Here is a 23,129-nt window from a genome sequence, read left to right as displayed (position 1 = left end):
AATGGCCAAAAAACTCAGAGGCCTTGGAGGCAGAAATTACGGAGGTTCGAAAAAGGGAGCGAACATGAACGATCTCTTGAAGCAGGCTCAAAAAGCTCAAGAGGAAATGGACAACCTTGAAGACACCTTCAAGAACATGGAAGTGTCGGCTTCGGCCGGCGGGGGCGCGATCAGCGTTGTGGCAACATGTGATTACAGGATAAAATCTATAGAAGTCGATCAAGAATTAAAAGAAGAGGATTTCGAGGTCGTTCAAGATCTTATAATCGCCGGAGTAAACGAAGCACTATCGGAAGTAACGAAAAAACGCGATGAAGAAATGTCAAAGGTAACCGGAGCACTGAATCTGCCGAACAATATACTTTAGGAGGTGTAGCAGATGCACAAAGTAGCAATAAACGGATTTGGAAGAATCGGAAGACTTGTTTTCAGAGAAATGGTGGCGCGCGGGGGATTCGACATAGTCGCCATCAACGACTTAACTGACGCGGCGACGCTGGCCCATCTTCTGAAATACGACTCGGTTCATGGAAGGTTTAAAGGAACGGTACAGGCAAAAGAAGGGGCAATAATCGTAAATGGAAAAGAGATAAAGGTTTTTGCGGAAAAGAGTCCGGCGAACTTGCCCTGGAAGGCCCTTGGAGTAGAGCTCGTTATTGAGTCCACAGGTGTTTTTACGAGCAAGGAAAAAACGATGCCCCATGTCGAAGCCGGCACAAAAAAGGTTCTCATTACCGCCCCGGCCAAAGGAGCGGTTGACGCGACGATCGTTCTTGGAGTAAACGACAGTGAGTTGAAGCCAGAGATGCAGATCGTCTCTAACGCTTCCTGCACGACCAACTCGATAGCCCCAATTATAAAGGTACTCAACGATAATCTCAAGATCGTGAAGGGATACCTCACAACGGTACACGCTTATACGAACGATCAGAGAATACTCGATCTTCCCCACAAAGACCTGAGAAGAGCCAGAGCGGCGGCTGCCAACACGATCCCAACTTCTACCGGAGCGGCCAAAGCGGTCGGTTTGGTGATTCCTGAGCTTAAAGGCAAGCTCGATGGAATAGCCATGAGAGTTCCCGTAACCGACGGCTCTATAACTGACCTCACGGTGGTTGTAGAGAAGGAAACGACGGCCGAAGAAGTTAACGCTCTGATAAAGAAGGCGGCTGAAAATGAACTCAAAGGAATTATAGAGTACTCCGAAGAAGAACTGGTGTCCTCGGACGTCGTCGGAACAACGGTTTCCGGCATTCTTGACAGCAAACTCACCTCGGCGATGGGCAATCTCGTGAAAGTGTGTGCCTGGTATGACAACGAATATGGCTATTCATGCAGAGTTGTCGATCTTGCAGAGAAAATGATGAAAATCTAATCGAAGCTTTCTGAAGCGGGGCCATTTATGGCCCCGTTTTGATGAGAAGGAGGGTCAGAGTATGGCTAAGAAACTAACACTGAAAGATGTCGAACTCAAAGGAAAAAGAGTTCTTGTCAGGGTCGATTTCAACGTTCCGCTGGACAAGACAACCGGGGAAGTGACCGACGATACGAGAATCGTGGCGGCCATTCCTACGATTGAATATATAACCGAAAAGGGCGGGAAGGCTATTCTGGTCTCCCATCTTGGAAGACCAAAAGGGAGCAAAGATCCCAAATACACCCTCAAGAATGTGGCCTTTAGACTTGAAAAGCTTATAGGTAAGCCTGTCAAATTCGTTGGTGATTGCATCGGTCCCGAAGTTGAAAAGGCCGTTTCCGATATGAAAGATGGCGAGATACTGCTTCTGGAAAATGTGAGATTCTATCCCGAGGAAGAGAAGAACAACCCGGAATTCGCTGCGAAGCTGGCCGCTTTTGCGGATATTCATGTCAACGATGCCTTTGGGACGGCCCACAGAGGCCATGCTTCCAACGCAGGGGTGGCGGCTCATCTGGTAAGTGTAGCAGGCTTTTTGATGGAAAAGGAAGTCGAGATGCTGAGCATGGCGATAGAGAATCCCGAACATCCTTACGTGGTAATACTGGGTGGTGCGAAAGTTTCCGACAAGATAGGAGTGATAACCAACCTGCTGGAAAAGGCCGATAGAATACTCATAGGAGGCGCCATGATGTTCACCTTTCTCAAGGCGCTCGGTAGAAACGTTGGCGATTCACTCGTGGAAGACGATAAACTCGAACTTGCCAGAGAAATATTAGACAAGGCCTCCATAAAGAAAGTCGATTTCGTGCTTCCGGTAGATGCGGTTACGGCCAGGGAAATTGCCCCCGGAGTTGAGAAGAAAGTCGTCATGATTGATGATGGAATACCGGCCGGCTGGAAGGGACTGGATATAGGGCCGAAGACCGTTGAATTATTCGAGTCCAAGCTTGCAGATGCCAAAACTGTCGTCTGGAACGGCCCTTTGGGTGTATTCGAGATCGACGATTTTGCGAAAGGAACCGAAACGATAGCCAAAGCTCTTGCCGCTCTAAAAAACGCAGTTACGATAATCGGCGGCGGAGACAGTGCGGCGGCGATAAACAAGTTCGGGCTGGCCGGGGAAGTATCGCACGTTTCGACTGGAGGCGGTGCTTCGCTAGAGATGCTAGAAGGCCGCGAAATGCCCGGTATAGAGAGTCTTGCAAATACGACCGGAAAAAAAAACGAAGATTGATGGTGGCAGGTAACTGGAAGATGAACAAATCGCCGAAGGAGGCGCGAATGTTCGCAGGGTTCCTGGCCTCTTCGATAGGAGAAGAATCGACTGTCGATGTGGCGGTCTTCCCGACAAGTCTGGCCGTTTCCGGTGTTGCCGACATCATGAAAGACACGAAGATCAAAGTCGGAGTGCAGAACATTTATCCGGCCGACAGCGGTGCTTTCACTGGGGAAATTTCAGCTTCTATGTTGACGGAATTGTATATCGATTACGTTCTCGTCGGCCACTCGGAAAGGAGGCAACTATTCGGGGAGACTGATGCACAGACCAACGAGAAGATAAAGGCCATCCTTAAAAACGGTCTTACGCCGATTCTCTGTATCGGAGAGACTCTCGAAGAGAGAAAGGCGAACCTCACCAACAGTGTTCTGGAGAGGCAGTTAAAGGCCGGCCTGATGGGCTTTGCAAAAGAGGAGGCCTCCAGAGTAATAATCGCCTATGAACCTGTTTGGGCCATTGGAACGGGAGTGGTGGCGACACCTGACCAGGCCGAAGAGACGATGAAATACATCCGTCAATTTCTGGCCGGGCTCTACGACGGTGATTTCGCGGAAAGCATTAGAATCCTTTACGGAGGAAGCATAAAACCTGACAACTTCGACTCTCTGGTGGCCATGGAAGATATTGATGGCGGCCTGGTTGGTGGAGCGAGTCTTCTCGAGAGCTTCGTACAGTTGGTTGCCATAGCCAGGAACCATGCATAAGGCATTCTGAATTCATAGCCGCCCCCGAAGGGCGGCTATTTAGTTTTCTTTGCCGACTCAAATGATATAATCTCCTGATGAGGGGGTGTGGTTCTTGGATAGTTATCAGGAGCTTGAACTGGTTGTTGACAAGATGGTCGAAGAATTCAGCCGCATTAAAAAAGAGAATGAGCAGCTCTGGAAACAGGTTCAACAGTCGCAGCAAAAGCTGGAAGAAGCCGAGCTGAAGATACGCGAGCTCGAACTCAGACTTGAAAGCGAATCGAAGACTATATCTTCCCTTATAAAGCGTGTGAAAGTCAGTCTCGATGAAAACAGCAAAAAAACATAAGGAGTAATAATTATGAAACGATCAGTCTCTTTGAACCTGGGAGGACGCCAGTTCTCCTTTCTGAGCAGCGATCCTCAAGAAGTCGTCGATCAGGTCTTTTCAAAAGTCACCGAAATGTACGACGCGTTCAAGAAGAAGGAAGATGAAATCGGGTTCGAGAAGTTGATGGTGGGTATCTGCGTGAACCTCGCTCACGATCTCATTAAAAGCCAGAACGAACTGGTAAGATTGAAAGCCAAGTATGAAGAGGTACTCTCGGAATACTTCCAGGGACGTGAAGGTGTTGAAGAATAATTTGAAGATCGGAGTCTTCGATTCCGGCATTGGCGGTCTGACAGTACTAAAAAAACTCTTGCAGGGCTTTCCCCGCGGCGTGGATTTTTTCTACTTCGCCGATACAGCACGTGTACCTTACGGGTCGAAACCCATCGAAACCCTTCGCGGTTATGTCGGAGAGATTTTCGATTTCTTTTTTCAACTCGGTATCGACGCAATCGTCACTGCCTGCAACACATCGGATTCTATACTCTCTCAGAGGGAAAAGCAGAATCTTCCCGTGCCGTACTTCAGTATCATAGATCCGACCGTCAGAGCGGTAGGTTCGATCGCTCCGAAAGGGTCGGAGGTTTCGATATTGGCGACTAGCAACACTGTGAGGAGATCGTTGTATTTGAGGAAGCTTTTCAGATACGAAAATCTGCGTCGAATAACCCAAAAAGCCTGTCCACTCTTCGTGCCGATAATCGAAGAGGGCATCTGGGAAGGTGAGATAGTAGATGCAGTGGTCAGATACTATCTGGCCGAGATCAACCGGATGGAGCCGGATTACCTTATACTGGGCTGTACCCACTACCCTTTTATAAGAAAAGTCATAGAAGCTTCGATATCTCAAAAAACTCTTCTGGTAGACCCGGCCGATTATATACTGGTGGATTTAAAAAACTGGATCGGGGAAACCGGTGATAAAGAGTCCCGGGTCACCTACTACGTGAGTGGCAACCCCGAATCCTTCCAGAGAATCCTCGGAAGATACTTTCAAAGAGAGGGCAACGTTATACCGGTGGATCTTGTAGATGAAAGAATAACAATAAGAGGGTAGTGCTGAGTTGAGGAAGATAGTGCTTATAGGAGGCGGTACTGGACTCTCTACATTTGCGAGAGTGTTGAAAAGTTTTCCGGTCGACCTCACGCTCGTAGTTGCGATAACCGATGATGGAGGAAGCTCTGGAATTCTTCGTGAGGAAATGAAGATACCACCCCCCGGCGATATAAGAAATAATATAATCGCATTGGCTAACAACGAAGAGATTCTCACTAAGGTATTTTCGCACAGGTTTTCCACAGACGCTATGAAAAAACACTCGCTTGGCAACATCATAATCGCGGGCCTGACGGAAATGTACGGCAGCTTTCCAGACGCCGTTATCGCCGCATCGAAACTGTTAAACATTAAGGGCAAGGTTCTACCGGTGGCCGACGCACTGGTTCGTCTTATAGGAGAACTCGATGACGGATCGAAAATAGAGGGTGAATCGGAAGTCGCACGGTATGGAAAAAAGATAAAAAGACTTACTCTAGATAGAAAGGTCCAGGCCTTGCCGGAGGTTTTGAGGGAGATAGAGATGGCCGATACGCTGATTGTTGGACCGGGCAGTCTTTTTACAAGCGTTGTTCCGAATTTTCTCGTCTCTGGAGTAAGTGAAGCCTTTTCGAGATCTCCCGGAAAAAAAGTGTATATATGCAACATAATGACACAGCCGAAAGAATCGGAAGGCTTCGATCTCAAGAAACACGTAGATACCGTCGAATCATACATTGGGACTACGTTCGATCGTGTGTTCTGGACGGAAGTTGGCGGTGTCGAAAAAACTGTTCTGGAAAGGTACAGACGGGCGGGTGCGGTACCTGTAAGGAACGATCTCCCGGACGATACGAGGGTAACCGTTATACGTGGAGCTACTACCGAGCTTATAATCGATGGAAGAGAGAAGCTCGTGGTTAGGCACTCAAGGGAGAGCATTGTATCCATTCTCAGAGAGCTGGAGATCTTGGAGGAGATTCTGCTTTGAGTTACGCCGACAAATTGAAGGAAGAACTATGTCATCTCTCCATCGAAGACACTTTCGAGAGCAGGGCGGAGTTTCTGGGCTATGTCAAGTCCAGAGGAACTCTCAGGATAAGGAATGGAACGCCTTACCTGGTCATCACTCTGACTTCCATAACCAGTCTAAAAAGACTATTTCGGATAACCAGAAGACTCTCTCTTCCCATATATGAAACGCAGGTCACCGAAGAGGTACGCCTCTCGAGAAAGCGCGGGGGTGAGTTGATCTACCTCTTCGCAGATGTCGAAAAATTCCTTGAAAACAACGGCATTTCCCTCAGAAGCGACATCATACCCTCTCCCGTGAGGGACGACCCCGTTTATTTTGGAGCCTTTGTAAGGGGATTATACCTTGCTGGCGGTTCCATAGTGGACCCTTCCAAGGAATACCATCTCGAAATAACGCTCGATACGACGAGAGAGTTCGTCGGTTCTTTTAGAGATTACCTTCAGGACAATTTCAACATCAAGTGCGGAGTAGTTAAAGTCAGGAACAAATTCAAGACCTACGTAAAATCGGCCGGTGATTTGATGGAACTGCTTTCTCTGATGGGAGGAAAACGCACGGTCGCACACCTTTCCAGAGCGGTGGAAGTAAGAAAGATAAGGGGTAATGTGAGCCGAACGCTGAATTTCCTGACGGCGAACGCAAACAAATCGGGACAGGCAATGGCCAAACACGTCAAGGCTATTAGAATCATCGACGAAAAAATAGGTCTCTCCAGACTCGATAGCGAGTTGAAACAGGTGGCCATACTTAGACTGGAAAACGAAGATCTTAATCTGAGAGAGCTCGGGGAGATGATGAACCCGCCCATGAGTAAATCCGCAGTATATAATAGGTTGAAAAAGCTGATATCGTTAGCCGAGAAAATGGGGGAGATCTGATGAAATGTCCTTTCTGCTCCAGCGAATCTACCAGAGTTCTAGACTCCAGACCGACTGAGGATAACACCTCGATCAGAAGGCGCCGCGAATGCGAAGATTGCGGAGGAAGATTCACCACCTACGAGAGATACGAAAGACTCCCCTTCTTTGTAATCAAGAAAGACGGGAGGAGAGAGAGATTCAACAGAGAAAAGGTTATGAACGGTCTTCTTAGGGCATGTGAGAAGAGACCTATCTCTCTCGAAAGACTAAGCTCAATAGTAGATTCTATCGAAGACGAGGTCACGAGGTCGGGGCGCCATGAGGTTCTCTCGCAGGAGATTGGAGAGATGATAATGGCTAAACTCAAGCTCCTGGACAGGGTTGCGTATGTTCGCTTCGCATCTGTTTACAAAGAATTCAGGGACATAGATCATTTCGTGGATATAATAAAAGAGCTAAAGAACGATTAAGTTCGTTGAATGGAGGGGATCCAGGTCGTGAAGAAAAAAGCCATTTACCTCACCCAGGAAGGCTACGACAGAATGAAAGAGGAACTAGAAAGCCTTAGAAAGAGACTCATGTACGATATTGCCGAAAGAATAAAGGAAGCCCGTGAGCTTGGCGATTTGAGTGAAAACAGCGAATACGATGAAGCGAAAAACGAGCAGGGTCGAATCGACAGCAGAATAAAACAGCTTGAAGAGATACTGAACAACGCTGAAGTAATAGAAGACGATGGTGACATGAGCACAGTCAAGCTAGGTCATATAGTGGAGCTTCAGAACATGGAAACCGGTGAGAAGTCAGAGTACAGAATCGTCAATGCTCAAGAAGCCAACATATTCGAAGGTAAAATCAGTGCCGATTCTCCCATAGGCAAAGGGATACTTGCCCACAAAGTAGATGAAGTCGTAAGAGTGAAAACCCCTTCGGGATGGGCCAAGTATAAAATACTTACCATCGGCAGATGATCGGAGACATTTATGAGTGAAGAGACACGAAGACAGAGGCTTCGAGAAATAGATCAGATGCGTGAGGAAGGTATAGAACCCTATCCTTATCGTTTTGAAAAGACCCACTGGGCAGGGGATATAAAGAACGAATTCTCCACTCTGGAAAATTCCCAGACGAAGGAAGACGTAGTGATTAGAACTGCCGGTAGGGTAGTGGCCTTGAGAAGCCACGGAAAGTCCTTCTTTTTCGTCCTTCGCGATGATACCGGAAGGATTCAGGCCTACATCAGACTAGATTCGGTTGGAAAAGACAACTTTGAAATCTTCAAAAAGTATGTCAACATGGGCGATTTCGTTGGTATCATAGGCTTCCCCTTCAAGACACATACAGGCGAGGTGTCGGTCTTTGTAAAAAGCTTCGAGATCCTTTCTAAGTCTATGAGAACCATGCCCGAGAAATGGCACGGCTTGAAGGACAAGGAAATAATATATCGCCAGAGATACGTCGAAATGCTCTCCAGCGACGAAGCGCTCAACCGCTTCAAAATGCGCTCCGAGCTTTTCCGGCTCATAAGGGAATTTCTGGCACAGAGAAGGTTCATTGAAGTAGACACACCCATACTTCTCCATCTGACCGGTGGAGCCTCGGCAAGGCCTTTCGAAACAAGGATAAACGTTTTTGAATCCCAGATGTTTCTGAGGATCGCGGAAGAGCTCTTTCTTAAGAGATACCTTGTTGGGGGGTTCGAAAGAATATTCGAAATCGGAAAGAATTTCAGAAACGAGGGAATATCCTACAAACACCATCCTGAGTTCACCATGATGGAACTCTACTGGGCCTACGCCGACTACAACGATATTATGGATATCACCGAAGCAATGATCAACTATGTTGTGGAGAACCTGACAGGCTCTACAAAGATAAACTATCAGGGAAAAGAGATCGACTTTTCCAGACCCTGGCGCAGGGTGAAGATGAGCGATTTCATCCAGGACAACCTCGGAGTGAATATACTCGAGGATTCCGACGAGAAATTGATAGAGGTCCTGAAAAAACACGGCAGCGAGCCCGACATGAAAGAGAGGGGCCACCTGATAGAGAAACTCTGGGATCTCGTTGAAGACAAACTCGTTAATCCAACCTTTGTCACCGAACATCCTGTGATAATCTCGCCTCTTTCCAAGGTCCACAGAAGCGATCCCAGAGTGACTGAAAGGTTCGAATTGATAATAAGCTCTATGGAAATGGCCAACGCCTTCAGTGAACTCAACGATCCGATAGAGCAGTACAGAAGATTTTTGCATCAGGCAGGACTGAGAGAAGCGGGTGACGAAGAAGCCCAGATGATGGACGACGACTTTTTGAGGGCGCTGGAGTATGGAATGCCTCCCACCGGCGGACTGGGTATCGGATGGGACAGAATTCTAATGCTGGTAACCGATTCGCCAACAATAAGGGACATAATTCCCTTCCCACTAGTAAAGCCAATCTCTTTTGAAGAAGAAGAGATGCAGAGCGAGGAAGAATTACAGGAGTGAGTTCTATGAGTCTGTACGAAAAGATACAGAACGATATGAAAGAGGCAATGAAATCGCGGGATATGCTCAGAACCAATACGTTGAGGTCTGTCATAGCCGCCGTGAAAAACTTCCAGGCGTCTTCGGAAGAGAACAGAAAGGGCGAAGTGAAGGATGACACGGTAATCGGCTTGATCGGAAAAGAAGTGAAACGGAGAGAGGAATCCATAGAGGCCTATGTCAAAGCCGGAAGAGACGAACTCGTGGCCCAGGAAACTTTGGAAATGGAGATACTCAAGGGCTATCTTCCCGAAGAACTCAGTGAGAACGAAATACGTGCAGTTGCGCTGAAGACTATCGAAGACCTGAAAGCCAACGGACCGTCGGATCTTGGAAAGGTTATGCGCGAGGTCATGATCAGGCTCAAGGGAAGGGCCGACGGAAAACTGACCAACAAAATAGTCAGGGAGCTTCTCGAGAGTAGATGAAAGTTCAAATACTCACCGCCGAAATCGGCAGCACCACGACCGTGCTTTCGGCCTTTTCTTGCAACGCATCCGGAAAGCTTTCTTTCCTGGCCCAGGGAGAATCTTATACAACAGTCATCGAGAACGATGTGACGATAGGAATTGAAAGGGCCCTGATCGAACTCAAAAAACGACTTAAGGATGATAAACTCGACTGGGAGGTTTTCATCGCCTCCTCCAGTGCGGCTGGCGGTCTAAAAATGACCGTTCATGGTCTCGTTTACGATATGACCGTTAGGGCAGCGAAAGAGGCGGCTCTCGGGGCCGGTGGAGTTATAAAACTGGTAACTGCTGGAAAGCTTTCAGAGCGCGATCTGGAGAAAATTTCGAAGATTCAACCGCGACTCGTTCTGCTGGCGGGGGGCGTGGATTATGGAGAAGAAGAGACGGTGATCCATAACGCCGGAATGATAAATCGACTCGACAGGTCGATACCTCTGGTTTACGCTGGCAACACCGCCATCTCCGACGAGGTGCGGGAAATAATCTCTCCGACAGGAAGAGAAATATACTTCGTAGATAACGTGTATCCCAGAATCGATGAGTTGAACGTTGAGCCTACCAGGAAAATCATAAGGGAAGTCTTTTCCAGAAACATCACAAGGGGACCGGGGATGGAAAAGATCTACTTGATTGCAAACAAGCCGGTTATCCCCACCCCGGCCGCTGTGATGCTCGCCGCTGAATTGTTTTCTAATACATACAACGACGTTCTGGTCGTGGATATCGGTGGGGCTACCACCGATGTCGATTCTGTTACAGACGGCGACCCTGAGATCTCGAAAATGCTCGTCTCGCCCGAGCCACACTCGAAGCGAACGGTCGAGGGTGATCTCGGAGTCTACGTCAATGCACACCACGTTATAGATTACATAGGTGAGAAGGAGTTGAGAGGTGAGTTCGCTTCATTCGACGAAATCGTAGGCAAGCTATCGCCTTACCCAACTAGCGATGAAGCTTCAAGATTTTCAGCACGTCTCGGCAGATACTGTTTCGAGACTTCCATAAGGCGCCATGCGGGGTATATACGACAGATATATGGTCCTACTGGAAGGATTGAGATCGCCCAGGGAAAGGACCTGACTGCCATAAAATCCATAATCGGAACTGGAGGGCTTTTGAGCAGATCGAGATACACCCGTCAGATAATGGAAAATGCCAGATCGTTGTCTAAACTGCACTCAAAGGAACTGCTCCCGGGGCCAGATATAAGAATCTACAGAGACAGGAACTACATATTCGCGGCCATAGGACTCATCTCGACGGTGGACGCTTCCCTAGCCACGGATTTGATAGACAGCTCACTCGAAGAGCTGCGGTGAGGGCCCTCTCGAACGTGCTTTGCATTGACACCTGTAATTCCAGATGGTAAAATCTCCTTGAATGCGGGTGTAGCTCAGTTGGTAGAGCATCAGCTTCCCAAGCTGAGGGTCGCGGGTTCGAGTCCCGTCGCCCGCTCCATCTATTTCACATCGTAAATCATCACAACCGAAGGACCTAGAGATACTATCCCGCGCAGGGCAAGCGAAACAGGTTTTTTCAAGTGAGTCGCGAGGTGCGTGACTCCGTTTCTTATAGTTGGTTCCAGTGTGATGTGGATTTCGTTCACCAATCCTCTGTCGGCAAAATCCGCGAAAGTTCTTGCCCCGCCGATTAGGCATGCCTGGTCGATTCCCCACTCCTCGATCTCTTCTATCAGCGCTTCGGGCGATGAAGAGCGAAAAATCAGGCTTTCCGATTCTTCATAAGCAGTAGGATTTCTGGTGAGAACAACGTTCAGCCTCCCCGGGAGTGTTCTTCCTATACTCTCATAAGTTCTTCGACCCATAATGATCGTTCCTACGCTGGTTGTGAGTTCTTTGAAATATCTTTTGTCTTCCCTCGATGTCCATTCGGTCCTGTCGTTCTCGGAGAGAGCTATCATACCGTTGACTGTACTCGCAAAAATCGCTATCAATCTCAAGGTCCTCTACCTCCCGGTGGGAAATGTGTTTCTACGAAGCTCCCGGAGCAATTAATATCGATTTTCCCTGGTTTCGCCTACCTCTCACACCGTATCCAATAAACAAATCAGCAACAATTGAGGTAATCCAGAATAGGATAGTTGAGCACGAACTTGGAGAAGGCAAGAGTAACAACCGTTAGAAATAGTGCCGTTACTCTGGACAAGAGATCATCTCTGCCACCTTTTCTGGGAATCTCCACTCTGAACACCTCTTTCATTTTCTGGAACAGCCTCTCAATCTTCCATCGCTTTGAATATGTCTGTGAGTGCTTCTCCTTGAAGCTCGAGTCCTTCTTTCTCGATTTCGGTCTCACTATGGCCCTTAGATCGCCTTCTTTGGTGAATTGGGACAAGAAGCTCCATTTGAAGTAACCCCTATCGGCTATAATCAGACCGTTGAGATTGTCCAGCATCTCCTTTCCAACTCTAGCATCGTCTTCATTGGCCTGGGTCAGCTTGAATTTGACGGGTATCCCTTCTTGAGTGATTATGAAATGTACCTTCTTTCCCCAAAAGAATCCGTCCCTGTTTTTGCCGAACTTCAGATTCTTACACTTTTTTATCCCCTGATTTGTGATGTCCTTTATCGGTGTCGAGTCGATTATGTATGTTCCGCCTTTTATGCTTTCTATGATTCTCCTGCTTATAGCTTCAATATCCAGCCTTCTCAGTCTATATGATAATGTCTGCCTTGATGGAAGCTCACCTATCACTTTCAACACCCTCTTCTTTCCTTCGATCATTTTGTACATCTCAACGATTGAGCTACAACGGAAAAGTATAAAAATCACATACAACAACACTATCGTTCTGTCCGAGTACTCTCTCGGTCTTCCTTTCACCTGCCTGTGCGCAGGTATTATCTCTCTCACCGCTTCCTTCACTTTTCTTATGTCCTTTGGTGTTATCATTTCTTCGGGACTCTCTCCTTTCGTTTTGTTTTTCATACACAAAAAACATTCTATATGGAGTTGAGTCCCTTTTCTTTTGCCTTATTTCTTTCCTCGCCTATTTATTGGATACGGTCCTACCTCTCACTGTACTTTTGAATTCTAACGCTTTTTCACACCAAGAACAAATTCTCAAAAAACCCCAATTGTGTTATTCTCTATTGATAGGAAGGTGAGGATTATAAGGCTCAGATTTTTCTTGATTCTCTCAATGTTCGCTCTCTTGATTTCACTGGTTGCCTGCAGCGATCGGACAGGTTATTCCATTTCGATCAAGCAGGCGAAGTGTGAATTCTCCGAATGTTATCTCGACCTAGATATAAGGTATTCCGGAAGAGAACGACCGGAGATTCTTATCACAGTTGACAGAATACCCGTGGACGCAATGGACGGAATCAGAACCGAAGAACCCAAGTACAGCTTCAAGCTCGATTCGCCGGGTTCCCACAGGATATACGTGACCCTGGTAAAGGGCAAGAGGTTTCTGACCAGTCCTGTTTCAACCGATATCTTGGTAGATACTCGAATCCCTGAAACCCCATCCATCATCTGGAAACTTTCAGGAGGAAAGTTGTCGATTCATTTGGCCACGCAAGGGGATATTTCTTATACGGCCTTCAGGATAGTTTTCGATTCTGGAATCGAGAAGATCTCGGCCTTTCCCTTTTTCGAGATCGACATTGAAAAGGGAAGGGATTACATCATACAGGGTTACACAATGCGCGGTGCAAATTCTTCCGAGCCCGGGATTCTAGATTTCCTACTCGACGAGGACGAAGCGCCAAAGATAAATACTTTCATAGAGTCTCCATACTCCGGAGGCCCCGTGACGCTCACATTGGAAGACGACTGGGATAGAAGTGACAGGCTTTTGGTGGATGCTTCCACGGAGCGGAGTGGTATAAGATTTCTCTACGATGGTCAGAGATTGATTCCCGAATCACCTCTACCCCAGGGCGAGGATACACTGGTGGTGAAAGTGACGGACTCATCGGGTAATTCTACAAAGCATCAGGAGAGCTTCAACATAATAAAGAGAACATCGGAGAACCTTCCAGAGCTGTATATTGAAGAAGGCGCGGTACGAAACGCAAAATGGACGGCGCAGGACGGAACGACTGTTTTGCAGAAGTTCAGTGGCGGTGAATGGACCGTCATCTCGAACCATAACCAGGATGAAAGAACCGCAACCATTCCTAGAGACTCTCTTTCCGTTGAAGGTGATCTTTACAGGTTGCTCGTGAAAAGTCCTTCAGAAATAATGCTTCCATCGATGCCAGTGTTTGCAAAAGAGAGTTTTTTCAAAAGGTTCAGTACGGAAGTTATCTCATCACTTTTAGGAATGGATGCCCTTTTGGTAGGGGGTAACGACTACCGTCTCTTCGGAAATGTAGTAGTGAGGGAGAACTCCATAATGAAGGTTGAATCCGGTTCCACCTTGACCATTTCAAGAGGTAACACCCTTCTGGTTAGCGGCGTCCTTGATCTGGAAGGCAGAAAAGATAGAATAGCCCTGAACCCCGGGGGCTCTTATGGAACTCTAGAGGTCTCGACCAACGGCATTCTGATCGCCAGAAACGTCGATTTTAACAAAACGCGAATAGTCGTAAAAAATGCATCGGTGATCGCTATGGATGGCTGTACTCTGGGAGCAGGTCTGGAGATACGCGGCACCAGAACCGTCCAGCTATACAACTGTGAGATAGTCGGAGACATACTACTCGAGAACGTTATGGATCTGTATATACATTCATCCAGATCCGCTTCCGGAAAGTTCGTTTTGAGCAATTCTTTATCTTCGACGCTTTCCAGATCGACGATAGAGAACGACACGGTGGAAATAAAGAATTCGAGGGCGAGTTTCTTTCTCGGAGGCGTCTCTTCTCAGCATTTTAAAATATACCAGCTGTCTAGAGTCTCCATGACAGGGCTTGAGATATCCTCTGAGAAACTTGAAGTGCTTGAAGCCTCCTCGCTGAGCCTGGAAGATATTTATGGCGATGGAAAATTCTTACTTTCAGTAAGAACCCTGTCGCGGGCAAGTCTTGATGAAAAACTCGCCGGGAAACTTGACCTGGAAGCCGACGAAAAGTCGGTAATTGCTATTTACTGAGATGAAGGTTTTTGGAGATTTTGATCCCGGAGTCCTCAACGGACTGACTTTTGACATTTCAAATCCGCTTGGCAGAATAAACCATGGAACGGTTTTGCTATCATGGTTCTGCAAACCGCCCGGGAAAGCCCATAGATCACTCGAACTGGGCTCTGGAAGCGGAGCTATTTCTATTTACCTGGCCTCTAGATACGGAATAGAGGCCTCGGGAATAGAAGTGGACGAGCAATTATACAAATTATCTCTGGAGAATGCCCGAAGAAACGGTGTGGAGGATAGGGTCTCTTTTTTCAACTGTTCGGTCGTTGATTTTCTCGCTTCCAAACACGAGAAACACCACGACTTCGATATAGTGGTATCGAATCCTCCACATTACCTCCACCCGGGTATCGAGAGTCCCGACAGCAGGAGAAACACGGCCAGGAGAATGTCCCATCAGCTCATGGGCGAGTTCGTCGGAGCGACCGGAGAACTCTTGAAGAACAGAGGGGCCTTCTTCTTCCTCATCCATCCCAGAGACCTTACGAAGTGGATTAGGAGAATGGAGGATGTGAGGCTCGCAATTCACAGAATCAGGTTCGTACACGGCAAAAGCGGAGGGCAAGCCCAGCTCGTTTTAATCGCTGGCAGAAAGAATTCTTCATCAGAAGTACTGGTAGAACCGCCAATAATTTTGAGGTGAATGCGGGAATGTTCATCTGTTTCGAAGGAATCGACGGGTCTGGAAAGACGACTCAAATCAAACTTTTACAGGAATACTTGAGTCAATTAAGTGTAGAGCATATTGTTGTGAGAGAACCGGGAGGAACCAAAGCCGGTGAGGAGATAAGGAGAATTCTCCTCCACAGCGATTTCAGGCTACAACCGGAGTCCGAGCTGTTGTTGTTTATGGCTGCAAGAGCCCAGATAGTGAGAGAAGTCATTAGGCCTGCGCTGGAAAAAGGCCTTGTGGTACTGGCGGACAGGTTCATGGATTCGTCGCTGGCATATCAGGGAATAGGCAGATCGCTTGGAATAGAAATAGTAAGTACCATAAATGGGTTTGCAGTAGGTTCAACAATTCCAGACATCACCATATACATCGATGTTCCTGCAACTGAAGCTGTCTTGCGGATGAGAAAAGAAAAGAAAAATGATAAAATAGAAGTGGAGAGTTTGGAGTTTTTCGAAAAAGTAAGGAACGGTTATATGAAAATTATCAGGGAGAAATTGGATAACTATGAAATTGTGGATGGAACGAGAAGTATGACAGAGGTTCACGAATGTATCAGGAACATTGTAGATCGTTTTCTACAGAGATTTAGGCTCAACGGGAGGTGAAATAGAGATGTATTTCGACAAGTTTTCTGAAGGCGCCGCGCAGGTTTTCGTAACGGCACAGGACGAGGCAAGGGGTCTCGGCCACCCATATGTTGGAACCGAACACCTCCTTCTGGCAATCATAAAGGTCGATAATGAGCAAACGACGAGGATTCTCAGGAACTATTCCATAACATATGAAAGAGTATCCAGAGAAGTGACTTCGATGGTGGGTACTAATGTTCATCAGTCTGTCGTCGGAGCACCACAGATGACCCCCAGGGCTAGGCGGGTCATAGAGCTTGCAAATGATGAATCTAAAATGCTCGGTCAGGACAAGATCGACGTTGAACATATTTTGCTCGGTATCGTACGCGAAGGAGAAGGGATCGCCGCGCACATTTTGAAGCAGATGGGTGTAAACCTCTCTCAGCTCAGGAGAGAGATAATCGAAAATATCACCGGAGACTGGGACGAAGGCGGCTCTGAGCCTGAGAACGTTTTCTCTCCACAGCAAAACACGAGTACCAGTGCGGCCGTCAAACAGCTCGAAGGTTTTGGAACCGACCTGACCTCAATGGCCCGGGCCGGAAAGCTCGACCCGATAATAGGCAGAGAGATAGAACGCCAGAGACTGATGGAGGTCCTCTCCAGGAGAAAGAAGAACAATCCTGTGTTGATCGGCGAGCCGGGAGTTGGAAAAACTGCGATAGTAGAAGGTCTAGCTCAGATGATAGTCGATGAGGAGATACCCGAAACTCTCAAGAACAAGGTTATCTTTGCGCTCGACGTAGCCTCTCTGATAGCCGGAACCAAATACAGGGGAGAATTCGAGAAACGTCTTAAGAAACTGATTCACGTTGTGAAGTCCAATGGAAACATCATACTCTTCATCGACGAAGTGCATACGATCGTCGGAGCTGGTTCGGCCGAAGGTGCCGTGGACGCTGCGAATATTTTGAAACCGGCGTTGGCAAGCGGCGAGATAAGATGCATCGGTTCTACGACTCCCGACGAATACAGAAAGTATATAGAGAAAGATGCCGCTCTGGAGAGACGTTTCCAGAAGATCTACGTTACCGAACCATCACCGGAGCAGTCCGTCGAAATACTTAAAGGAATAAGACATAAGTATGAATTGCACCACAAAGTCAAATACACCGAAATTGCACTGGAAGCGGCCGTTACGCTTTCTCATCGCTATGTTTCCGATAGATTCCTTCCAGACAAAGCGATAGACATAATAGATGAAGCCGGTTCCAGGGCCAGACTTCAGAAATTGACCATACCCGAAGAGCTGAAAAAGATGCAGACCGAACTGGAACTACTGAAAATAAAAAGGGAGACGGCTGCGGCCGATCAGGAATACGAAAAGGCTGCCCAGTTGAAGGAAAAGGAAAGAATACTCCAGCAGAAGTATAGAGACAGCTACAACCAGTGGCGCAGCCGGGTCGACTCCGAAATCGTGACACTTGACGAGAACGAGATAGCGGAAATCGTTTCCAACTGGACCGGTATTCCTCTCAGGAAGCTTGAAGAGACAGACACCGAGAAGCTACTTACCCTCGAGTCGGCTCTTCATGAGAGAATAGTCTCGCAGGACGAGGCCATATCAGCCGTCGCCAAATCCATAAGACGTGCCCGAAGCGGTCTCAAGGACCCAAGAAGACCGATAGGCACTTTCCTTTTCCTCGGACCGACCGGCGTTGGAAAGACCGAGCTGGCCAAGGCATTGGCCGAGTATCTCTTCGGAGATGACAAATCTCTGGTCAGGTTCGATATGTCCGAGTACATGGAGCGCTTCTCGGTGTCGAGGTTGATCGGGGCCCCCCCGGGATATGTAGGTTACGACGAGGGAGGAACTCTTACCGAGAGAATCAGAAAGAGACCTTTCTCTGTGATACTGTTCGACGAAATTGAGAAGGCTCACCCGGACATATTCAATATCCTTCTTCAGATCATGGACGACGGACGGCTCACCGATTCACAGGGAAGGCAGGTAGATTTCAGGAACACCATAGTAATAATGACCAGCAACCTGGGAGGCGAATTCATCAACAAGACCAAGACCTCGATCGGTTTTGTGGAATCCACCCGCCAGGACAGGGAGTACGAATCGATGAAGACATCAGTCCTGGAAGAGGTCAAGAAGACTTTTAGACCGGAGTTTCTCAACAGGCTCGATGAAATCGTCGTGTTCCATCAATTGACAAAAGAACAGATAAAGGTGATTATAGATATCCTGATGAGAGATATGCGCAAACGCCTGAAAGAGAAGCATCTTGAACTGGTGTTGAGTGAAAAGGCTCAAGACTTTCTCGTTGAGGAAGGGTTCAATCCCGTGTACGGTGCGAGACCTTTAAAGAGGGCTATACAGAAGTATGTTGAAGATCCGCTCTCAGAGGAGCTACTTCGCGGAAGATTCCACGAGGGAGACATGATCACTATCGAGTTGAAGAACAAGCTGCTGGTCTTCACCAGAAAAAAAGATGAGAAAGCCGAAGTCAGCGCTACAACCTGATAGATCGCTATTGACGTTTAATTAATTCAAAAGGGGGCACATTCGTTGTGCCCCCTGTGTATTATAATAAATCGAAGATATTCGAAGAAAGGAGAGCTTTATCAAGAAGTCTATGAAGAAAAAGCAAAGTTATGTCTGTGATGCCTGCGGCTACGAATCACCGGCCTGGTTCGGGAAATGCCCCTCTTGTGGAGAGTGGAACACAGCGGTGACCTTCAATCACACCGATAACAGAATCTCTCAAGAGACGCGGCAGGTAGACATAAAACCTCTTTCGGATGTAAGCATCGAAGAATCGCCTCGTTTAAAAAGCGGGATGGAGGAGTTCGACAGGTCCATCGGAGGTGGGATCGTTCCCGGAAGCGCAGTTCTAATAAGCGGGGAACCGGGAATCGGAAAATCTACCTTCATGCTTCAGCTCTCCAACTATATAGCCAGAGACAGCCAGGTTCTCTACGTTTCGGGTGAAGAATCGCCCCGACAGTTGAAAATGAGAGCCGACAGACTTGGCCTGGCGAACACAGGAAACATCCATATTATGTCGGCAAACGATATCACCTTCATCAGAACTGGCGATATTTCCAGGTATGCACTCATGGTATTCGACTCTCTCCAAACACTCAAGTTATCAGACGTTCCCTCCCTGCCAGGTTCGATAGTGCAGGTTAGAGAGTGCGCAAATGCCCTGGTGTCGAGCGCCAAGAGTTCAGAAATACCGGTTTTTATCGTTTCTCACGTGACCAAGGGCGGACAGATTGCCGGACCCAAGTTGATAGAGCACCTGGTCGACACGGTACTGTATTTCGAAGCCAGTAAAACTGGTTACCGCTTCCTGAGAACCGTGAAAAACCGCTTCGGCCCATCCGACGAGATAGCCGTCTTCGAAATGACCTCCTCCGGCCTCAAGGAGATCGCCGATATAAGTAGCGTTTTCGTCGAAGATTTCGTCAGTTCACCGGGGAATATAATAGCAGTGATCTCCGAGGGATCGAGGGCTTTTCTGGTGGAGATCCAGGCCCTTGTATCCAGGCCTATCTACGGAACCCCGCGAAGGCTTTCCACCGGTGTACCTCTCGAGAGAGTTCTTTTGGTGGCGGCCGTTCTCACCAAGAGGGCTAACATACCACTCGACAGTCTCGACCTGTATGTCAACGTTGCCGGTGGTCTGCAGATAGAGGATACCGGGGTGGATCTAGCGGTCGCAACCGCTCTCATATCTTCGTTCACAGATACGGCAATTCCAGATAATTTCGCCGTTTTCGGCGAACTGGGACTGGACGGTACGGTTCGCTCAGTGTCTTCCGCGGAACGGAGACTGGATCGGGTGAAAAACTCGCCCTTCAATGAAGTGATTTCTCCCGAGGGCAAGAATGGTATAAAAGACGTGAAGCAACTTTTGAGGCTCATTGGAGGGATAAAAAGTGGAGAGAAGTGAGTTTATTGAGAAATTGAAGATCATTGCCCCGGGAACTCCCCTCAGGCACGCCCTCGACGACATCCAGGATGCCAGCATCGGCGGACTGATCTTTTTTGTGGATGATTACAAGAAATATAGCAACTTGATGCAGATCGGCTTCCTTTTGAACTGCTCCTTCAACGCAAACAAATTATACGAACTGGCCAAGATGGACGGCGCTATCGTTGTGACCGAAGACCTTTCGACGATCATAGGTGCCAACGTACAGTTGATTCCAGACCATAACATAAGCACCAACCAGACCGGTATGAGACACCGGGCCGCAGAGAGAATGGCAAAAGAGACGGGAAAGATGCTCGTTGCCGTTTCCAAGAGGCGTAATACGATGACTATTTTCTTCGGTGACTATGTATATACGTTGAACAACGTTGAGACTCTCACTTCAAAAATAACCCAAACGATAAGAACGGCTGAGAAATACAAAGAGGCTTTTATAGAGGCTCTGACAGGAATGGAGTTCATGGAAAGGGCCGGCTCTCTCACTCTATTCGATGTGGTGAAAACAATACAGAAAGGGCTCATGGTAATGATGATAGGTCAGGAAGCGGAGATAACAATCGCCGAACTTGGAAATCACGGAAGGTTTCCCCAGATGCAGATCACCGAGATGTTGGTCAATGTTGGTGAGGAGATAGAGAACCTGGTGCTGGATTTCAGCGATGAATTGGTTGAACCTGAAGAGCTTGAAGAGATTCTTACCAGGCTCAACGGACTGACCGAGAAAGAGATCAACAGTTTCGGTTCAATTCTCAGAATCCTGGGGTACGATATCACTACGGCATCTCAGGCAGTGGAGTATTTTATACGTTCCAGGGGTATCCGTTTCGCGAGGCATATTCCGCGAATCCCGCTTCATGTGGCCATAAATCTGGGAAGGGAGTTCGGAACGCTATTTAACCTCCTCGAAAGCACGGAGGACGAATTGAAGGATGTCGATGGTATAGGTGAAAAGCGTGCCTCTGCAATAAGGCATGCGATCGATATATATAAAAAGTCCGGTCAGGTTACAATTCCAGGTTTTTGATATCCCTGGAAAGGTCTTTAAGCTCCTTCCTGGATATCCTCTGGGGGAAGCCCTTGTCGAGTATCAATTCTCCGGTATTCCAGACTTTTTCATAATTAGATTCACAGGAGGTTTTCAAGATCAGTTGTAGAACTGTGGGCAGTTCGGGGTCAAGTCTTTCAAAATCCAGTACCGGTTTGGCCAGAAGGAGGTCGGCCGAATAGCCCTCTTTTATTACCCCCGTACGTTTTCCGAAGAAACGCTGTGCCAGTTTATAATTATTATCGTAAAGCGTTTTCCGTATTTCGTAGTCGATTACAACGTTATCATAGTGCTTGTGATATCTTTCCGAAAGCACTATCTCCCTGGCCTCCTCTATGAGTTCCGTTCCCATGAAACCTGTTCCTATAGAGACGTGCATTCCTCTCCCCAAAAGGTCAGCGATATTAGGTTGAAAGGTTCCGGCGTACATCTCGGAACGTATGGATTTGGTAACGAATATCCTTCTGTTCGAGATTATATCCATATCGGTTTCACTCAGGTTTCCTCCATAAATAATGCCGCATTCGGGAACGAGAATGCCATTCTTCAGCAATCTCTCTATAAGGCTTTCGCCCCATCTTGAAAGGCACAGATCGTTCTCTTGCTTCATGTCGAATATAAAGAGGTTCAAGTTTATACCCTTAGAATAGAGGTCGCGTAGCTTGATCAGGTCTTCTTCGTCGTAGGTCGCCAGTTCGCTTACATATATGAGAGGACAGAAATTGCTATCACGGGGTACTTCATGCCATCGCTCGATAATGGATTCGATCGATTCTTTTACCACTACCGGGCCGACCGCGATGTTAACTCCGTACCTCCGTGCGAGTTCTCTGTAAAACTCCGCATCCACTTCTGGACAATCGAAAATGGGGCCACTGAATGAGACAGTGCCGCTCTTCAAAGCCTTTAACACTGCTAATTCGGCCGATACTTTTGCGATCTTCTCGTTGGTTTTGGAGTATCCTGACTTAAGCAGATTGTTGAAATAACCGGCTCCATTCTCATAGCCCTTTATAATTTTGAGAGGGTACGATGAAACACTAGAATAAATGCTCAGGTGAGCGTTGCAAAAAGCCGGAAGCAGGAGTCCTTTCTCTCCGTCCACAACTTCTTCATCTTCCTGAATGCTGTACTCCCTTCTAGGACCGACGTAGGTAATCTCTCCATTCTCGAATCTGACCAGCGCGTCATCCACAAGAGGATTCGCGAAATCGTTCGTGAAGGCCAGTACGTTGGTAACGATCATCCGGAACCACCTCTTCTCAAACAAAGATAAGACTTAAGAATATGAAGTTCAAACTTGACAAGTTTGGGTATCAATCTCAAGCGTTTTCTGGGTTCTTGAATGGTTCTATAAAACCACTCAAGACCTAACCTCTGCATCCAGGCGGGAGCTCTCTTCAAGTTTCCCGAAATGACATCGAAGGAGCCACCGACACCCATCAAAACCTTGACATTCAATCTGTCCAGATTTTCCGTGATCCATAATTCCTGTTTAGGTACACCCATTCCAACGAACAGTATATCCGCACGTGAATTGTTTATTTCTGAAACGATTGTATCACTTTCACTTTCATCAAAGAAACCGTTGTGATAGCCTGCTATATTAAGACCGGGATATCTTTCTTTTAAATTTTTAATGGTTTTTGTTACTGTATCGGTTTTAGAACCAAGAAGATAGATTCTCTTGTTTCCCATGGAAGCCAGTTTGCAGATAGTGAGCATCAGGTCTATACCGGGAACCCTGCCAACTTTCCTTTTATTGAGTAATTTTATGGCTTTTAAAACTCCGCTTCCATCGGGAACCACGTAATTTACTCTCTCAAGTGCCTCATGATAATCCCGGTTACGGAGATACTCATAAACTATCAGCGCATTCAATGTGAGAACGAAGTACTTCTTGCCGGACTTTACTCCATCAAGCAACTCAGATGCCGCTGAATCCAGATCTCTGTCCTGTAGATCGAAGTCCAGAAATCTCAAGAAGAACACCTCCATAAAAATGAGGAAGGC

24 protein-coding genes and 1 tRNA gene are annotated in these 23,129 nt (G+C 47.4%); 21 read left to right on the top strand and 4 right to left on the bottom strand.

Annotation, left to right across the window (positions count from 1 at the left end):
- The first annotated feature begins 1 nt into the window (after position 1).
- The 15 genes from MESINF_RS12205 to MESINF_RS12135 all read left to right on the top strand — a co-directional run bounded on the left by MESINF_RS12205 (position 2) and on the right by MESINF_RS12135 (position 11,167).
- A complete protein-coding gene (locus tag MESINF_RS12205) occupies positions 2 to 367 on the top strand; it encodes a YbaB/EbfC family nucleoid-associated protein (protein ID WP_169700219.1) in 366 nt (121 codons plus the stop codon).
- Positions 368 to 379: 12 nt separating this feature from the next.
- The gene (gene gap / locus MESINF_RS12200) at positions 380 to 1,375 is read left to right on the top strand and encodes a type I glyceraldehyde-3-phosphate dehydrogenase (RefSeq protein ID WP_169700217.1); all 996 of its coding nucleotides are present in this window, start codon (positions 380 to 382) and stop codon (positions 1,373 to 1,375) included.
- Between the two features lie 61 nt (positions 1,376 to 1,436).
- Positions 1,437 to 2,654, top strand: coding sequence for a phosphoglycerate kinase (locus MESINF_RS12195; RefSeq protein ID WP_169700215.1), 1,218 nt, complete (start codon positions 1,437 to 1,439; stop codon positions 2,652 to 2,654).
- A gap of 47 nt (positions 2,655 to 2,701) precedes the next feature.
- Positions 2,702 to 3,403 carry a triose-phosphate isomerase gene (gene tpiA, locus MESINF_RS12190; protein ID WP_231936766.1) on the top strand — a complete coding sequence of 234 codons (702 nt, stop codon included), beginning with the start codon at positions 2,702 to 2,704 and terminating at the stop codon, positions 3,401 to 3,403.
- Between the two features lie 94 nt (positions 3,404 to 3,497).
- The gene (locus tag MESINF_RS12185; RefSeq protein ID WP_169700210.1) at positions 3,498 to 3,734 is read left to right on the top strand and encodes a hypothetical protein; all 237 of its coding nucleotides are present in this window, start codon (positions 3,498 to 3,500) and stop codon (positions 3,732 to 3,734) included.
- 12 nt (positions 3,735 to 3,746) lie between these two features.
- Positions 3,747 to 4,028 (top strand): cell division protein ZapA, encoded by a 282-nt coding sequence (zapA, locus tag MESINF_RS12180; RefSeq protein WP_169700208.1) that lies wholly within the window; start codon positions 3,747 to 3,749, stop codon positions 4,026 to 4,028.
- Complete coding sequence (gene murI / locus MESINF_RS12175; protein WP_408631259.1) at positions 4,015 to 4,833, top strand: glutamate racemase; 819 nt, start codon at positions 4,015 to 4,017, stop codon at positions 4,831 to 4,833. Before zapA ends, murI begins: the two co-directional genes overlap by 14 nt.
- A gap of 7 nt (positions 4,834 to 4,840) precedes the next feature.
- Positions 4,841 to 5,803 carry a gluconeogenesis factor YvcK family protein gene (locus MESINF_RS12170; protein WP_169700204.1) on the top strand — a complete coding sequence of 321 codons (963 nt, stop codon included), beginning with the start codon at positions 4,841 to 4,843 and terminating at the stop codon, positions 5,801 to 5,803.
- Positions 5,800 to 6,726 (top strand): DNA-binding protein WhiA, encoded by a 927-nt coding sequence (gene whiA, locus MESINF_RS12165; RefSeq protein ID WP_169700202.1) that lies wholly within the window; start codon positions 5,800 to 5,802, stop codon positions 6,724 to 6,726. The genes MESINF_RS12170 and whiA overlap by 4 nt, the downstream gene beginning before the upstream one ends.
- Positions 6,726 to 7,178: a transcriptional regulator NrdR gene (gene nrdR, locus MESINF_RS12160; RefSeq protein WP_169700200.1), complete on the top strand. Its 453-nt coding sequence runs from the start codon at positions 6,726 to 6,728 to the stop codon at positions 7,176 to 7,178. The genes whiA and nrdR overlap by 1 nt, the downstream gene beginning before the upstream one ends.
- Before the next feature lie 9 nt (positions 7,179 to 7,187).
- Positions 7,188 to 7,679, top strand: coding sequence for a transcription elongation factor GreA (gene greA, locus MESINF_RS12155; protein ID WP_169700198.1), 492 nt, complete (start codon positions 7,188 to 7,190; stop codon positions 7,677 to 7,679).
- 12 nt (positions 7,680 to 7,691) lie between these two features.
- Positions 7,692 to 9,200 (top strand): lysine--tRNA ligase, encoded by a 1,509-nt coding sequence (lysS, locus tag MESINF_RS12150; RefSeq protein WP_169700196.1) that lies wholly within the window; start codon positions 7,692 to 7,694, stop codon positions 9,198 to 9,200.
- Between the two features lie 5 nt (positions 9,201 to 9,205).
- Positions 9,206 to 9,667, top strand: a complete 462-nt coding sequence (locus tag MESINF_RS12145) for a GatB/YqeY domain-containing protein (RefSeq protein WP_169700195.1) — start codon at positions 9,206 to 9,208, stop codon at positions 9,665 to 9,667.
- On the top strand, positions 9,664 to 11,028 hold the full coding sequence (locus tag MESINF_RS12140) for a GlmL-related ornithine degradation protein (protein WP_169700193.1): 1,365 nt from the start codon (positions 9,664 to 9,666) through the stop codon (positions 11,026 to 11,028). Before MESINF_RS12145 ends, MESINF_RS12140 begins: the two co-directional genes overlap by 4 nt.
- A 63-nt stretch (positions 11,029 to 11,091) precedes the next feature.
- Positions 11,092 to 11,167 (top strand) — tRNA-Gly (locus tag MESINF_RS12135).
- 1 nt (position 11,168) lies between these two features.
- Here the strand turns inward: MESINF_RS12135 and MESINF_RS12130 are convergent.
- Positions 11,169 to 11,669, bottom strand: a complete 501-nt coding sequence (locus tag MESINF_RS12130) for a dihydrofolate reductase family protein (RefSeq protein ID WP_169700191.1) — start codon at positions 11,667 to 11,669, stop codon at positions 11,169 to 11,171.
- Positions 11,670 to 11,776: 107 nt separating this feature from the next.
- The gene (locus MESINF_RS12125) at positions 11,777 to 12,658 is read right to left on the bottom strand and encodes a transposase (protein WP_169699247.1); all 882 of its coding nucleotides are present in this window, start codon (positions 12,656 to 12,658) and stop codon (positions 11,777 to 11,779) included.
- A gap of 226 nt (positions 12,659 to 12,884) precedes the next feature.
- Between MESINF_RS12125 and MESINF_RS12120 the strand changes: the two genes are divergently transcribed.
- From MESINF_RS12120 to disA, 6 genes are all read left to right on the top strand, one after another.
- The gene (locus MESINF_RS12120) at positions 12,885 to 14,774 is read left to right on the top strand and encodes a hypothetical protein (RefSeq protein WP_169700189.1); all 1,890 of its coding nucleotides are present in this window, start codon (positions 12,885 to 12,887) and stop codon (positions 14,772 to 14,774) included.
- On the top strand, positions 14,761 to 15,456 hold the full coding sequence (locus MESINF_RS12115) for a tRNA1(Val) (adenine(37)-N6)-methyltransferase (protein WP_231936764.1): 696 nt from the start codon (positions 14,761 to 14,763) through the stop codon (positions 15,454 to 15,456). Before MESINF_RS12120 ends, MESINF_RS12115 begins: the two co-directional genes overlap by 14 nt.
- An 8-nt stretch (positions 15,457 to 15,464) precedes the next feature.
- A complete protein-coding gene (gene tmk / locus MESINF_RS12110) occupies positions 15,465 to 16,094 on the top strand; it encodes a dTMP kinase (RefSeq protein ID WP_169700187.1) in 630 nt (209 codons plus the stop codon).
- 7 nt (positions 16,095 to 16,101) lie between these two features.
- The gene (locus MESINF_RS12105; RefSeq protein ID WP_169700185.1) at positions 16,102 to 18,594 is read left to right on the top strand and encodes an ATP-dependent Clp protease ATP-binding subunit; all 2,493 of its coding nucleotides are present in this window, start codon (positions 16,102 to 16,104) and stop codon (positions 18,592 to 18,594) included.
- Between the two features lie 112 nt (positions 18,595 to 18,706).
- Positions 18,707 to 20,029 (top strand): DNA repair protein RadA, encoded by a 1,323-nt coding sequence (gene radA, locus MESINF_RS12100; protein ID WP_169700183.1) that lies wholly within the window; start codon positions 18,707 to 18,709, stop codon positions 20,027 to 20,029.
- Positions 20,016 to 21,095, top strand: a complete 1,080-nt coding sequence (disA, locus tag MESINF_RS12095) for a DNA integrity scanning diadenylate cyclase DisA (protein ID WP_169700181.1) — start codon at positions 20,016 to 20,018, stop codon at positions 21,093 to 21,095. The genes radA and disA overlap by 14 nt, the downstream gene beginning before the upstream one ends.
- Here the strand turns inward: disA and MESINF_RS12090 are convergent.
- Together MESINF_RS12090 and MESINF_RS12085 are read right to left on the bottom strand one after the other, a co-directional pair.
- On the bottom strand, positions 21,076 to 22,362 hold the full coding sequence (locus MESINF_RS12090; protein WP_169700179.1) for an amidohydrolase family protein: 1,287 nt from the start codon (positions 22,360 to 22,362) through the stop codon (positions 21,076 to 21,078). The two genes, disA and MESINF_RS12090, sit on opposite strands and share 20 nt — an antisense overlap.
- Complete coding sequence (locus MESINF_RS12085) at positions 22,359 to 23,099, bottom strand: WecB/TagA/CpsF family glycosyltransferase (RefSeq protein WP_169700177.1); 741 nt, start codon at positions 23,097 to 23,099, stop codon at positions 22,359 to 22,361. Before MESINF_RS12085 ends, MESINF_RS12090 begins: the two co-directional genes overlap by 4 nt.
- Positions 23,100 to 23,129 lie beyond the last annotated feature (30 nt).

Source organism: Mesotoga infera (assembly GCF_900157305.1).
Classification (GTDB): Bacteria; Thermotogota; Thermotogae; order Petrotogales; family Kosmotogaceae; genus Mesotoga; species Mesotoga infera.
The sequence above is the reverse complement of the archived record's forward strand: the minus strand, read 5'-3'. Positions and strand labels throughout refer to the sequence as shown.

Coding starts and splice junctions, on each gene's coding strand:
- MESINF_RS12205 (WP_169700219.1), top strand. CDS start 2: ATGGCCAAAAAACTCAGAGGCCTTGGAGGCAGAAATTACGGAGGTTCG.
- gap (WP_169700217.1), top strand. CDS start 380: ATGCACAAAGTAGCAATAAACGGATTTGGAAGAATCGGAAGACTTGTT.
- MESINF_RS12195 (WP_169700215.1), top strand. CDS start 1,437: ATGGCTAAGAAACTAACACTGAAAGATGTCGAACTCAAAGGAAAAAGA.
- tpiA (WP_231936766.1), top strand. CDS start 2,702: ATGTTCGCAGGGTTCCTGGCCTCTTCGATAGGAGAAGAATCGACTGTC.
- zapA (WP_169700208.1), top strand. CDS start 3,747: ATGAAACGATCAGTCTCTTTGAACCTGGGAGGACGCCAGTTCTCCTTT.
- nrdR (WP_169700200.1), top strand. CDS start 6,726: ATGAAATGTCCTTTCTGCTCCAGCGAATCTACCAGAGTTCTAGACTCC.
- greA (WP_169700198.1), top strand. CDS start 7,188: ATGGAGGGGATCCAGGTCGTGAAGAAAAAAGCCATTTACCTCACCCAG.
- lysS (WP_169700196.1), top strand. CDS start 7,692: ATGAGTGAAGAGACACGAAGACAGAGGCTTCGAGAAATAGATCAGATG.
- MESINF_RS12145 (WP_169700195.1), top strand. CDS start 9,206: ATGAGTCTGTACGAAAAGATACAGAACGATATGAAAGAGGCAATGAAA.
- MESINF_RS12140 (WP_169700193.1), top strand. CDS start 9,664: ATGAAAGTTCAAATACTCACCGCCGAAATCGGCAGCACCACGACCGTG.
- MESINF_RS12125 (WP_169699247.1), bottom strand. CDS start 12,658: ATGAAAAACAAAACGAAAGGAGAGAGTCCCGAAGAAATGATAACACCA.
- tmk (WP_169700187.1), top strand. CDS start 15,465: ATGTTCATCTGTTTCGAAGGAATCGACGGGTCTGGAAAGACGACTCAA.
- MESINF_RS12105 (WP_169700185.1), top strand. CDS start 16,102: ATGTATTTCGACAAGTTTTCTGAAGGCGCCGCGCAGGTTTTCGTAACG.
- radA (WP_169700183.1), top strand. CDS start 18,707: ATGAAGAAAAAGCAAAGTTATGTCTGTGATGCCTGCGGCTACGAATCA.
- MESINF_RS12090 (WP_169700179.1), bottom strand. CDS start 22,362: ATGATCGTTACCAACGTACTGGCCTTCACGAACGATTTCGCGAATCCT.